Origin of the sequence: Tabrizicola sp., from assembly GCF_031377265.1 — a bacterium.
Classification (GTDB): Bacteria; Pseudomonadota; Alphaproteobacteria; order Rhodobacterales; family Rhodobacteraceae; genus JAUYQR01.
This window is the reverse complement of the sequence record NZ_JANMET010000298.1, coordinates 1-13,063: the sequence shown is the minus strand read 5'-3', so window position 1 is coordinate 13,063 and position 13,063 is coordinate 1. Positions and strand designations below refer to the sequence as shown.

The 13,063-nt window shown below is 61.0% G+C and carries 13 protein-coding genes; 6 read left to right on the top strand and 7 right to left on the bottom strand.

Annotated features, from left to right (window positions below):
• From RMO18_RS16500 to RMO18_RS16480, 5 genes are all read left to right on the top strand, one after another.
• The coding region (locus RMO18_RS16500) for a sugar phosphate nucleotidyltransferase (RefSeq protein WP_309667376.1) at positions 1 to 534 on the top strand (534 nt) is incomplete at its 5' end.
• A 60-nt stretch (positions 535 to 594) separates the two neighbouring features.
• On the top strand, positions 595 to 1,629 hold the full coding sequence (locus RMO18_RS16495) for a glycosyltransferase family 2 protein (RefSeq protein WP_309667375.1): 1,035 nt from the start codon (positions 595 to 597) through the stop codon (positions 1,627 to 1,629).
• 190 nt (positions 1,630 to 1,819) lie between these two features.
• On the top strand, positions 1,820 to 2,830 hold the full coding sequence (locus RMO18_RS16490) for a glycosyltransferase family 2 protein (protein ID WP_309667374.1): 1,011 nt from the start codon (positions 1,820 to 1,822) through the stop codon (positions 2,828 to 2,830).
• Positions 2,827 to 4,524 carry a beta-1,6-N-acetylglucosaminyltransferase gene (locus RMO18_RS16485; RefSeq protein ID WP_309667373.1) on the top strand — a complete coding sequence of 566 codons (1,698 nt, stop codon included), beginning with the start codon at positions 2,827 to 2,829 and terminating at the stop codon, positions 4,522 to 4,524. The genes RMO18_RS16490 and RMO18_RS16485 overlap by 4 nt, the downstream gene beginning before the upstream one ends.
• A 45-nt stretch (positions 4,525 to 4,569) precedes the next feature.
• A complete protein-coding gene (locus RMO18_RS16480; protein ID WP_309667372.1) occupies positions 4,570 to 5,937 on the top strand; it encodes a nodulation protein NodH in 1,368 nt (455 codons plus the stop codon).
• A 4-nt stretch (positions 5,938 to 5,941) separates the two neighbouring features.
• Here RMO18_RS16480 and RMO18_RS16475 read toward each other — a convergent pair whose 3' ends face one another.
• The 7 genes from RMO18_RS16475 to RMO18_RS16445 form a co-directional block, all read right to left on the bottom strand.
• Positions 5,942 to 6,406 (bottom strand): PTS sugar transporter subunit IIA, encoded by a 465-nt coding sequence (locus tag RMO18_RS16475; protein ID WP_309667370.1) that lies wholly within the window; start codon positions 6,404 to 6,406, stop codon positions 5,942 to 5,944.
• Positions 6,407 to 6,442: 36 nt separating this feature from the next.
• Positions 6,443 to 7,018 carry a ribosome hibernation-promoting factor, HPF/YfiA family gene (gene hpf / locus RMO18_RS16470; RefSeq protein ID WP_309667368.1) on the bottom strand — a complete coding sequence of 192 codons (576 nt, stop codon included), beginning with the start codon at positions 7,016 to 7,018 and terminating at the stop codon, positions 6,443 to 6,445.
• Positions 7,019 to 7,229: 211 nt separating this feature from the next.
• Entirely contained in the window at positions 7,230 to 7,994 is a 765-nt protein-coding gene (gene lptB, locus RMO18_RS16465; protein WP_309667367.1) for an LPS export ABC transporter ATP-binding protein, read from the bottom strand.
• Positions 7,994 to 8,488 (bottom strand): LptA/OstA family protein, encoded by a 495-nt coding sequence (locus RMO18_RS16460; protein WP_309667366.1) that lies wholly within the window; start codon positions 8,486 to 8,488, stop codon positions 7,994 to 7,996. Before RMO18_RS16460 ends, lptB begins: the two co-directional genes overlap by 1 nt.
• Positions 8,489 to 8,511: 23 nt before the next feature.
• The gene (locus tag RMO18_RS16455; protein WP_309667377.1) at positions 8,512 to 9,114 is read right to left on the bottom strand and encodes a hypothetical protein; all 603 of its coding nucleotides are present in this window, start codon (positions 9,112 to 9,114) and stop codon (positions 8,512 to 8,514) included.
• Between the two features lie 5 nt (positions 9,115 to 9,119).
• Positions 9,120 to 10,109: a KpsF/GutQ family sugar-phosphate isomerase gene (locus tag RMO18_RS16450; RefSeq protein ID WP_309667365.1), complete on the bottom strand. Its 990-nt coding sequence runs from the start codon at positions 10,107 to 10,109 to the stop codon at positions 9,120 to 9,122.
• Entirely contained in the window at positions 10,090 to 10,704 is a 615-nt protein-coding gene (locus RMO18_RS16445) for a ribonuclease H-like domain-containing protein (RefSeq protein WP_309667364.1), read from the bottom strand. The genes RMO18_RS16450 and RMO18_RS16445 overlap by 20 nt, the downstream gene beginning before the upstream one ends.
• Before the next feature lie 148 nt (positions 10,705 to 10,852).
• Between RMO18_RS16445 and RMO18_RS16440 the strand changes: the two genes are divergently transcribed.
• On the top strand, positions 10,853 to 13,063 hold a 2,211-nt coding region (locus tag RMO18_RS16440; protein WP_309667362.1), incomplete at its 3' end, for a glycosyltransferase family A protein.

Here is a 13,063-nt window from a genome sequence, read left to right as displayed (position 1 = left end):
CGCCTGATCGGCAATGAACCCTTTGCCGTGCTGTTGCCCGATGACGTGATCGCTGCCGAGCGTCCCTGCCTGCTGCAGATGGTCGAAGCCTATCAGGAAACCGGCGGCTGTATGGTCGCCGCAATGGAAGTGCCGCCGGAGAAGATTTCCAGCTATGGCGTTCTGGATGTGTCGAAGGAAATGGGTGCTATCGTCAAGGTGCAGGGGATGGTGGAAAAGCCCAAGGCAAAGGATGCGCCGTCGAACCTGGCCGTGATCGGTCGCTACATCCTGACGCCGAAGATTCTGACCAACCTGAACCGCATGAAGCAAGGCGTTGGTGGCGAAATTCAGTTGACCGATGCCATTGCCGCCGAGGCGAAGGGCAAGGCTGGGGTCTATGGGCTGCTGTTCGACGGGCAGCGCTATGATTGCGGATCGAAGATCGGGTTTCTGCAGGCGACGGTGGCCTTTGGTCTGGCACGGCCGGATCTGTGCGGCGAGTTTGGCGCATATCTCAATGATATCATGGCGATGCAAAAGGCAGCACAATAAGCGGTGGTTGCTGTGGCGCAGCATAAGGGTCAAGAACCGAGTGTCTGGGCAATCGGGGAAATGACGCACCCTGCGGCGTCGTTGGCATTGCTCTGGGCTGCTTATCGGCTGCGACTGCGCAGGCGTTCGCTGTTGGTGCGGGCGATCCGTAAGCGCCGCGAACTGGCGGCGGCGGCAAACCGCACCAAGCTGATCCGTACCGGTGACATCCTGTGCTTTGCCTCCGTCCGTAACGAGCGTGACCGGTTGCCGTATTTCGTGGCGCACCATCGGGGCATCGGCGTTGACCACTTTCTATTCGTCGACAACGGCAGCACGGATGGCACCAAGGAGTTCCTGCAGGACCAGCCGGATGTGTCGGTTTGGTCGACCGGCAGCAGCTATAAGGCCGGGCGGTTCGGGATGGACTGGTTGACCTGGCTGCAGTTTCGCCACGGGCACGGGCATTGGTGCCTGACCCTGGATGCCGACGAAATCCTGATCTATCCCTACTGGGAGACCCGGCCACTTCGTGCGCTGACTGCTTTGCTGGACGCCCATTGCCGCGAGTCTTTCGGCGCGCTGACCGTCGATATGTACCCTGAGGGGTCGGTTTCGACGGCTGAGCATGACCCGCAAGGCACCCCGTTTGACAGCCTGTGCTGGTTCGATTCCGGCAATTACATCGTTCAGGTGCAACCGAAGCTGCGCAATCTGTGGATTCAAGGTGGGGCGCGGGCGCGGGCGTTCTTTGCCGATGCGCCGCGACGTGCGCCGACGTTGAACAAGACACCGCTGGTTCGCTGGAACCGGCGATATGTCTATCTTAACTCCACCCACTCGCTTTTGCCGGCCAAGTTGAATCAGGTTTACGAGGTGAATGGCGGCGAAGCCTTGTCGGGCGTTCTGTTGCACACAAAGTTTCTGCCCACGATCATTCCACGATCCCAGACCGAACAGGCGCGGGCCGAGCATTTTGCGGACGCTACCCAGTACAAAGCCTATTACGACCGTCTTGTCGCGGACCCGGTGTTGCACTGCGCGGCGTCCACCCGGTTTACCGGGTGGCGGCAGATGGAGGCGCTGGGGATGATGTCCCGAGGTGGATGGCTGTGACCGGGAACTGGGAAAACGCTGCGGAAATGCGAGGCTTCTTCCCTGGCGGTGCGGCCAATGCGGGCGGAATCGTGCCGAAGATGGCCGAAAACCAGATCAGGCGGTTTGGTGTAACCAGATCTGCAAGTCTTCATCAACACTTCCGGGCTAGGCTTGGGTCAACGATGACGTTGTGTGACGGGCGCCAGATATGGGAATGATCTCGTCCTATCGGTTGAGGTGGCGGCGCAAACGCCTTCTGGCGCGTGCTTTCGTAAAGCGCAGGCAATTGACCAGCGTGATGAACCGGATGGGTAATGTGCGGCCGCAGCCGATCTTGCTGTTTTCAACGATGCGAAACGAAAGCGTCCGGCTACCCTACTTTCTGGAGTATTACCGCAACATCGGCGTCGATCATTTCGTGATCGTCGATAACGGGTCCGATGACGGGACCAGAGAATTCCTGGCAGACCAGCCCGACGTCTCGTTGTGGTCGACCAACAAAGGCTACAAGCAGTCGCGGTTCGGCATGGACTGGATCATGCACCTATTGCGTCGCTATGGGTCTGGCAACTGGTGCCTGACTGTGGATGTGGATGAATTCCTGATCTACCCGTTCTGCGAGACACGGCCGTTGCGGGCGTTGACCGATTGGCTGGATTCCTCGTCAACGCGGGCGTTTGCATCGATGCTTCTGGACATGTACCCAAAGGGATCGATGCAAGGGCAGCCCTATCATCCCGGCCAAAACCCGTTCGAGATTGCGGAGTTCTTCGACAGCGGCAACTACACGATTAACCGCAACGGGACGTACAATAATCTTTGGATTCAAGGTGGTCCGCGCGCGCGCCTGTACTTTACCGACCAACCGGCGAAGTCGCCCGCGATGAACAAGATTCCACTGGTGAAGTGGGATCCCGGATTTGCCTATGTCAGTTCGACCCACATGATGCTGCCACGCGGATTGAACCTTGCCTATGATGAATCGGGCGGGGAAAAGCCGTCGGGCTGTTTGTTGCATGCCAAATTCCTCGATACGTTCGCGGCGAAGGCGGAAGAGGAAATGCGCAGGGGCCAGCACTACGCTGACAGTCATGAGTACCGTTCCTATCGTACCGGGCTTACGCAAGAACGCGATATGTGGTGCAAATGGAGCGAAAAGTATATTAATTGGCGACAGCTGGAGATTTTGGGCCTGATGTCGAAGGGAAACTGGGCGTGACACTCGGATTTGTCATGTTGTGCCATACAGCACTGGAGCGCGCCGGACAGGTGGCCCGGTTCTGGGCCGAGCAAGGCTGCCCGGTTGTGGTACATGTGGACAGCCGGGTCTCCGAAAGCAACCTTCGCGGGCTGACTGCCTCGCTGGAAGATCTTGGCAATATCCGGTTCGCGCCCCGTTACCAGTGTGAATGGGGAACCTGGGGGCTGTTGCAGGCCACGCAGGCCGCGTCGACCCTGATGCTTGCCGAATTTCCGGAGGTTCGGCATGTCTTCCTCGCCTCGGGGTCGTGCCTGCCTCTGCGCCCGGTGGCGGAGTTGCGCACGTTTCTGGACGCAAATCCGCAAACGGATTTCATCGAAAGTGTCACAACATCTGATGTTGGCTGGACCATCGGCGGCCTGGACCGTGAGCGTTTCACGCTGCGCTTTCCGTTTTCCTGGCGCAAGCAACGGGGACTATTCGACAAATACGTAAGCTTGCAGCGGAAACTGGGGATCAAGCGCAAGGTGCCGGCGTCGATCGTGCCGCATCTTGGCAGCCAGTGGTGGTGCCTTACGCGGCAATCGCTGTCGGCGATCCTCGAAGCGCCGGATCGCGCGGAAATGGACCGGTACTTCAAACATGTCTGGATTCCGGACGAGAGCTATTTCCAGACCCTGATTCGCCGGGTGTCGACGCGGGTGGAAAGCCGGTCGCTGACCCTGTCGAAATTCGACTTTCAGGGCCGTCCGCACATTTTCTATGACGACCATCTGCAATTGCTGCGCAAATCGGATGCCTTTGTCGCGCGAAAGATCTGGCCGCAGGCGGAACGGCTGTACGACGCATTCCTGACGGCCGACCCAGCCGCAGGGCAGCGGTCAGAGCGCAATCCCGGCAAGATCGATCGCCTGTTTGCCAAGGCGGCCGAGCGGCGCACTCGGGGGCGACCGGGCCTGTACATGCAAAGCCGGTTCCCGACCGATAGCCGGGGCGGAAACCGGTCGGCAGTGCCCTATTCGGTGTTTCAAGGGTTTTCCGAACTGTTCGAGAACTATGAATCCTGGCTGAGCAAGGTTTCGGACACGCGCACGCACGGGCATCTGTTCGCGCCGGATCGCGTGCATTTCCCCGACAGTGAAACGGTCTATTCCGGGTGCCTGTCAGACAGTGCCACCTTGCGCGACTACAATCCGCGCAGCTTCCTGACCAGCCTGATCTGGAACACGCGGGGAGAGCGGCAGTCATTCCAGTTCGGTCCAGCAGATGTGCAGGACATCTCGACCTTCCTGGCCGCCGATCCGAATGCCAGCATTTCGGTCGTGTCGGGGGCGTTTTCGGTGCCGCTGTTCCGGTCCAACCGGAATTTCGGTGATATCCGGGCCGAAACGGCACGCTTGCAGAGGATCGAGGCGGAGTTTCTGGCCTTGTTGACCGGGCCGGAAGTGAAGGCGCGCGTACGGGTCTGGACTTTGGCGGAATTCCTGGAAACCCCGATGGAGGTGTTGCAATCCATCGTGGACGAACTGAACCCGCGGGCGTCAAACCGCCTGACAGAGGTGCCTCGTCTGGTCGACATGACGGGGTTTGGGCAATTCCTGCAGAACCTCAGAAACCAGGGCATGCAGCCGGTACTGATGGGGGATTTTGTGACCAACCCCACTTTGCCCGCACCCAGCCCGCGCCTGGCCAAGCCCTATGTGGTCAAGTAAGCCGTGGTGACAGGGCAGTTCAGCAGCTTTGTGCTTTTCGCAGAAATGCGAACCGGTTCGAACTTTCTTGAAGCCAATCTGAATGCCCTCGACGGCGTGACCAGCTACGGCGAGGTTTTCAACCCGCATTTCATGGGGAAGAAAGATCAGACAGAGCTTTTGGGCATCACGATTGAGGAGCGTGAGGCAGACCCGATCCAATTGCTCCACCAACTGCGGGACGTGACCGACGGGCTATCGGGGTTCCGGTTCTTCCACGACCATGACGTGCGTGTGCTGGACCATGTCATCGGCGACGCAGGCTGCGCCAAGATCATTCTCACCCGCAATCCGTTGGACAGCTACCTCAGCTGGAAAATCGCGCAAGCGACCGGGCAATGGAAGATGACGGATGCGAAGCGGCTGAAGGCCGCGAAAGGGCGCTTTGATGCGGCGGAGTTCGAGGCGCATCTGATGGCCATTCAGGACTTTCAGGTAACCCTGTTGAACCGATTGCAGGCCGCTGGCCAATCGGCGTTCTACATCGATTATGAGGATTTGCAGTCGGTTGCGGTGCTGAACGGCCTTGCAGCTTTTCTAGGCGTCGAAGCCCGTCTGAAGACCGTGGATGACACGATCAAGAAGCAAAATCCGGGATCGGTCGAGGCCAAGATCACCAACCCCGAAGACATTCCGGCAGCTCTGGCGCGTCTGGACCGTTTCAATCTGGCGCGCACCCCGAATTTCGAGCCGCGCAGGTCAGCCGCCATTCCCGCCGTGGTGGCCGCCGCGGATGCGCCGCTCGTGTTCTTCCCGGTTCGTTCGGCACCGGATGCAGAGGTCAGAGACTGGCTTGCAGCGATCGGGCGCGGCGGATTGCTTGACGGGTTCGAGCAAAAGACCCTGCGCCAATGGAAACGTGCCAACATTGGGCAGCGCAGCTTTACCGTGATCCGGCATCCGTTGTTGCGGGCACATGTGGCGTTCAGGGAAATGATCGTGTCCGGGAAACTGGCCGCATACCGCCAGACCTTGATCCGCGCGTATAAGGCTGTTCTTCCCGATCCCGGCCAGCCCTTTGCCGATGCCGAAACGGAGCGGGCCGCGTTTCTGGTATTCCTGACCTATGTAAAGCTGTCTGTTGCCGGGCAAACCGGACTGCGGGTTGACGCGCACTGGGCCAGCCAGACGGCCGTGTTGCAGGGCTTTGCCGGGTTTCAGACGCCGGATATGGTCATCCGCGAAGACCGGCTAACCGAAGGTCTGGCCTTTCTGGCTGGGGAAATTGGCATCGATGCACCCAAGACGGTGCGGCGCGACACGACGGCGGCAGCGGCGTTGCTGGCCATCCACTCTGATGCGTTGGAGGACGCGGCGGCGGCTGCCTATCCGCGTGATTACGTGGGCTTTGGCTTTGGGCGTTGGAAGGCCTGACGCGTCAGGCGGCCTGCGGGGCGCGGCTTTCGGTCAGGATCGCGTGCAGCTTTGATGGATCTGCATTGGCGCGCAGCTTGGTGACGATCGCCTGATCACGCATTGTCCGCGACACCAGCGCCAGCGCCTTTAGGTGATCGACGCCCGAATCTTTTGGCGCAAACAGGCCAAAGACAAGGTCGACGGGCTGACGGTCAACGCTGTCATAATCCAGCGGCTTTTCCAGCCGAATGAACACCCCGATGATCTTGTTCAGATCTTCCAGCCGCGCATGCGGCAGGGCGATGCCATGGCCCACACCGGTTGGGCCAAGGCTTTCGCGTTCCTGCAAACCATCAATCGCGACTGCGGCGCTAAGGCCATAGGCCTGCGCCGCGATCTCGCCCAGTTCCTGGAACAGCCGCTTTTTAGAAGTGAATTGCCCGACGAGCCGAACGGCACCTGGGATCAGTAGCTTCGAAAGTTCCATGGGTGGGCGATGATCCTGCGCAATAGTGAGCGCGTGTTACTTGCTGTTGCGGGGGTCGATCCAGCCGATATTTCCGTCATCCCGACGGTATACGACATTCACGCCACCATGTCCTTCGTTCCGGAACACCAGCATGCGCTGCCCTGCCAGTTCCAGCTGCATCACGGCTTCGCCGACGGTGATCGAAGGAATCTTCGTCTCCATCTCGGCGATCACGATGGGCTGGAGCGTATCAGGCTCAGCATCCTCGACGTCCTCGGATCCGGCGAGGATATACGTGGCGCTTTCGCTGAATTCAACTGGCACTATGCGGTGATTGTGATGGTTTCGAATCCGCCGCTTGTAGCGGCGCAGCTGCTTGTCCATCTTTTCGCGGCAGGATTCGAAGGCGGCATAGATTTCAGGCGCGTGGCCCTTGGCCTGCGCAGTCAGTCCGGTGGACAGATGGATGACGGTTTCGCAGACATGTTCATGCGCGACGCGGGAAAACACGACAACGCATTCGGTGGGGCGTTGGGCATACTTCTCAATGACTTCGCCAAGTTCCGCCTTCACATGGGTCTGGAGAGCTTCGCCGATGTCGATCTGTTTTCCACTGATCTGATAGCGCATGGTAACTCCTCATCTTGACCGAAACGCGCGCATCATGCGGGCGCTGCGGGGTCGTCCAGCGATGTCGTGAAATGACGTTGCGTAGCTTTTCCGGGGCAGGTCGGCGAGACCGCTGCTTGACACAACTGCATCTGGGAAAAGAACGCACGCATTGAGGGTATTTGGCGACAGGCTGGTGCTGCTTGTCAACCGAGTCGCTTTGACGGCAGTGTCAGATGATGCGGAAATTCTCGCCCAGATAGACGCGGCGGACCGTTTCGTCGCGCACCACTTCGTCGGTAGTGCCCGACATCAGCACCTTGCCGTCATGCAGAATGTAGGCCCGATCAACAATATCCAGCGTTTCCCGTACGTTATGATCGGTGATCAGCACACCGATGCCGCGCGATTTCAGATCATGAACAAGATGGCGGATTTCCCCCACCGCGATCGGGTCTACCCCGGCAAATGGCTCGTCCAACAGGAGGTACTTCGGGTCTGCCGCGAGGCAGCGGGCAATTTCCACCCGGCGACGTTCGCCGCCCGACAGTGCCAAAGCCGGGGTCCTGCGCAAATGGGTGATGGAAAACTCGCTTAGCAATTCTTCCAGCCGTTCGCGCCGCTTGTGCCTGTCCGGGACAGCGATTTCGAGCACGGCAAGAATGTTGTCCTCCACACTAAGGCCACGGAAGATCGACACTTCCTGCGGCAGATAGCCGATGCCCAGCCGCGCACGGCGATACATCGGCAGCATGGTGACATCGCGCCCATCGATCAGGACCTGCCCGCCCTCAGGCGTGACAAGGCCCGCGATGGCATAAAAGCAGGTGGTCTTGCCCGATCCGTTCGGCCCAAGCAGGGCCACAACCTCGCCGCGGCGCAGGTCCATCGACACGTCGTGGATCACCGGGCGCTTCTTGTAGCTTTTTCGCAACGAGCGGATCTGAAGTCCTGCGTCGCCGTCTGTCACGCTCAGCTCGGGGCGGGTGGCCGCCATCAATTGCCACCAGGCACGAAAGTGGTGGAAACCCGGCCCTCCATCGTTCCGGTTCCGGCCTTGAGGTCAATGGTCAGTTTCTGCCCGGCAATTGCGGATGGGCCCTGCGTCAGCAGCACATCGCCGGTCATCACCACAATTCCGCTGGCGATGGTGTAGATCGCTTCGCGGGCCTCTGCCGCGTCGGCAAGGTTGCTGATCGTCACGCCGCCGGTCGCCAGCAACTGATCGATAGACTTGCCGTCGGCACCGTATTTGACCTTCACCTCGGCGGCCGAAATCCGCATTTCGCCCTGGCCGACAAGGACATTGCCACTGAAGATTGCAGTGCCATCGGCGTTGTTTACGGACAGCTGATCGGCCTGAACCTCAACCGGCAGCGTGGTGTCCTGCTTCAGCCCGCCAAAAGCGACCTTCGCCTGTTGCGCAAACGCCCCGGTGGCAAGCGCGCCGAAAGCGGCCACAAGAACCAGTTTGCGAAGGGAAAATGTCATGTTCAGAGCCTTTTGCAGGCGGGTCACCCGCCGGGTTGGTATATCAGTTTAACGCCACCCTTGAAAACAAGAAGATAGGCACCGGGGGTCTGGTTGTCCTGACTGAGGGTCACGTTGTCGGCAATGATATCCCCGGCAGGGCCTTCTGCGGCAACCTTCCCGGAGCTTTGCAGCCCGGTTCGATCAAGATTGGCGGTGATGCCTTCGGTGACAAGGCTGTAGCCTGTCGAGGTAGTCATCTCGACCCCGCCGGACAGGTGCAGGTTGCGGTTGACGCTGTCGATGACCGCCGTCTTGGCGGAAAGCTTGTTGCGCCCGCCATCCGGGGTGTCGAGGGTGAGCGCCAGGCCCAGCGCGACCGCTTTCGTTGTCTCCGATGCGGGGCGGGCCTCGGTGGCAGTGAGGGTCAGCGCCGCGCCGTCGGACGTGATGCCGGCATAGGTGGGTTGTGTCATTCGCGGGGCACGGGCGCGGTCTTCGACGTCAACTGTGGCTTCGGACAAGGCGTCATTGGGATTGATCTGGTCCGCCAGCATGAAAAGGCTGGACAAAAGCGCCAGTGCGACAAGCGGCAGCGCGATCTTCAGCCAGGCCACCACACGGGAATGGGTGTCGATCCGGGCCATCGCGGTCACGCCACGCCTGCCCGCAGGCAATCATGGATATGCACTACGCCAATGGCGCGCATCGGGTCGGGGCCAGTTACCAGAAGGCAGGTAATCTTGCGGTCGTTCATTGCGGCCAGTGCTTCACCGGCAAGGGCGTCCGGGCTGATGGTGCGCGGGGCACGGGTCATCACTTGCCCAGCAGACAGGGCCAATAGCCCGTCCATATGCCGCCGCAGGTCGCCGTCAGTGATGATCCCGGTCAGCAGGCCATCCGCGCCGGTTACGCCAACCACGCCAAAGCCCCTTTGGGTGATGGTCAGCAACACCTCGCTCATCGGGGTGGCCTCACTTACCAAAGGCGGATCGTCATGCATCAGATCGCGCACTCTGAGCAGCCGCGCCCCAAGCTTGCCGCCGGGGTGGAACATGCGGAAATGGTCAGGCGTAAAGGCGCGGTGTTCCATCAGTGCAATGGCCAAGGCATCGCCAAGGGCAAGGGTCATGGTGGTCGATGTGGTGGGAACGATGCCGGTTTCGCAGGCTTCGGGCGCGTCGGGCAGCAGAATTGCCACATCGGACTGGCGCAGCAGGGTCGAGCCATCACGCGCGGCAACGCCGATCATTGGAATGCCAAAGCGACGGGAATGGGCGATCAGATCGGCAAGTTCCGACGTCTCGCCCGAGTTTGAAAGAACGATCAGGACGTCGCCCTTGGCCACCATCCCCAGATCGCCGTGGCTGGCCTCGGCGGGATGCACGAAATGCGCGGGCGTTCCGGTTGAGGCGAAAGTGGCGGCGATCTTGCGGGCGATATGGCCGGATTTGCCCATGCCGGACACGATCACCCGCCCGGACGCGGCCATCAACAGATCGACCGCCTGACCAAAGCTGTCGCCCAGTGCATCGGCGAGCATGGTCAGCGCATCCGCTTCGCGCCGAATGACGCGACGCCCTGTGGTCAGGAAGTCGGTTGTCAGGATGGCGCTCTTTTGGTCAATGGGTGAAGATGTCATTCGTGTCCTCCCACCCGAGGAGGTCAAGTTCCGCCCGCGTCGGCAGAAAATCAAAGCACTTCTGCGCGAGTTCGAGCCGGTTTTCACGGATCAGCCGCGCTTCAAGTTCCGCCTTCAGCGAATGCAGATAGAGCACGTCCGAGGCCGCGTATTCCTTTTGCGCGTCGGTAAGCTGGGCGGCGCCCCAGTCAGAGGTCTGCTGCTGTTTCGACACATCGACCCCCACCAGATCGGCCAGCAGGTACTTCAGCCCATGCCGGTCAGTGAAGGTGCGGATCAGTTTGGACGCAATCTTGGTGCACCAAACGGGCTGCGTAGTGACACCAAACGCGCGCTTGAGCGCGGCAATGTCAAAGCGGCCAAAGTGAAACAGTTTCAGTATGGCTGGGTCAGCCAACAGCCGCTCCAGGTTTGGCGCGGTGGTCTGGCCTTGCAGGATTTGTACCAGATGCGCGGACCCCGACCCATCCGAAAGCTGCACCACACAAAGCCGGTCACGACGCGGGTCAAGACCCATGGTTTCGGTGTCGATCGCGACAACCGGCCCAAGGCTCAGGCCGTCAGGCAGATCGGAGATGTGCAGATGAATGGCCAAGGCATGCTCGCTTTGTCGGGGTGCTGTCTGGTGTTGGATTAGCGGCGCGTCTGGCCGGGGTCAACTGCGGCTGCCAGATAGAGGCTTGCGCCCTGCGCAGGCTTGCTTAGCATTCCGGGCAGGGTGATTGACGCAAAGTGGCGGGCAAATGCTTGAACATCAGTTGTTTCGCACGCCATCGCCCGGGGAACCGCTTGTTCTGGCTGTGTTTTCATACCGATACGATGCGCATCTGGTGCCTGACCTGCTGGAGAACATCAAACCGTCGGTACATGGCTTTGTAGCTTGGGATGATCGTGCCGCTGGCAGCGCCCTGTCGGACGAACCCGCACGGCGCAATGCGCTGCTGGCCGAAGCGCGGCGTCTGGGGGCTGACTGGATTCTGGCGGTGGACCCGGATGAGCGGTTCGAGGACAGGCTGGCCGTTCGGATGCCGGAAATGCTGGCACAGGGGCGGGACAGTCTCTGGGTCTTTTCATTGCTTGAAGTGTTCGATGAGCATCATGTGCGGACAGATGGGCTTTGGGGGGCAAAGCGGCTAATGCGGCTGTTCCCGCTGGCTGCTGCGGTCGGAGGGCTGACGATCGGGCTGCACGGATCCTGGGTGGCCGACGACGGCGGTTTTCAACGGCGGTTGGCAAAGATCAACCTGTATCACCTGCGCATGGCCTCGCCGGTGCGGCGCAAGATGCGGCGCGCGCTTTATGCCATGGCCGACCCTGAGCGAAGGTTTCAGGCGATGGGCTATGATTATCTGGATGACGAGCGCGGAATGGTGTTGGAACGCGTTGACCCCGCACGCGGCTTTTCGCCGCCCTTCAAGGAAGACCACGGGCTTTGGGCGCCCGACCCGGGCCAGATCGGCCAAGCCCTGCCGGACCCGTTCGAGGTGAAGCTGACCCGCGTTGCAGCGCTTACGCGGCAACTTGGGCAAGCGCAGGCGCATCATCTGGTGAACGACCTGCGCAAGGACAGCCCGGAAGACGGGGATCTGCCGTTCGTGTCGGCACGGCTGGCGTTGATGGCGAGGGCATGGGCTGATGCGTTGGGCGCAGCTGACGAGGCGTTGAAAGCGGAGCCGGATGATCTGCACGCGCGGCTGATCAGGATCAGCGCGCTGGTGGGCCAGAGCCGTAGATCCGAGGCGGCTGGCGATCTGGCGACCCTGCAAGGAATGGTGCCTGACGGGCCGGTCATATCTGCGCTGACGCATGCGGTTGAACGGCCACACGCAGACTTTGCCGCGCCCGATGCGCAGTGGCGGCGCTGGGTGAATGGACCGGCAGACTGTGTTTCCGGGCACCGCGTCGCCACGGCGGATCTGGCGGTGGTGGTGATCGGATTTCGGGCGCAGTCGGGGTTACTGGCAGCCGTCCGGTCAGTGTTGGAGCAGGATGAGGCGGCAGAAATCGTGGTGGTGAACACCGGCGGTGGCGCACCGGAGCGGGTTCTCGCCCCGGTTCTGAATCAGGTGCGCCTGATTTCGGTCGAGGTGCCGATGTACGTGGGGGCGGCCCGCAACATCGGGGTGGATGTGTCGCGCGCGCCGTGGATTGCGTTCTTGGCGGGTGATTGCATGGCCCGGCCCGGCTGGGTTTCGGGGCGGCTGCAGTGGCACCGGGCCGGGGCGCAATCGGTTGCCACGGCGGTGATCGAGGCGGAAGGCTCCAGCCTCGCCGGAGTTTCGGCGAACCGATTGCGGTATTCCACAAGGCACCCCTCGACGCCAGTTCAGGACGTGTCGTTGTATGGTCAATCCTATGCGCGGCATCTGCTGGCACTGGTTGGCGCGTTCCGTACTGGTGTCAAAGTCGCCGAAGATACGGCGCTGAACCATGTTGCGGCGCGGTTTGCGGCACCCGTGTGGGCGCCTGAGGTGCAGACCTGTCATCGAGAGACCGCCTCGCTTGCCCATCTGGTGCTGGACGAACGGGTTCGGGGCGGGCGCAGCGCCGATCATCCGCCGTTTCGCCAGATGGTGGCAGCGGATGATCATGTCACCGCGATTTCCGGGCCAATGGGGGCAAGATTGCGGGCAAGTTCCGCTCTGATTGACACAGAAGCCGGGCTGACACCGGCAGAGCGGACGTCGATCAAGGCCACACAATGGGTGGCCAGCGCTGCCGCCTGTGCGGGCCTGCGCGAAGCGATGGTGCGGCTGAAGGCGTCAGATGATGCGCTTTTCCAAGCGGAAGCAATGGCCGCGTCACATCCTGAAGCGGCCCTCTCTGCGGCGAACGAGGCGTGGCGGCTTGACCCGCAAGGCTGGCAAAAGGCGCAGATGCTCGGCACTTTGCGTCAGGCGCAGGGCGATCTTGCTGGTGCAGAATCGGCTTATCGCGCTGCTGCAAGCCTTGCA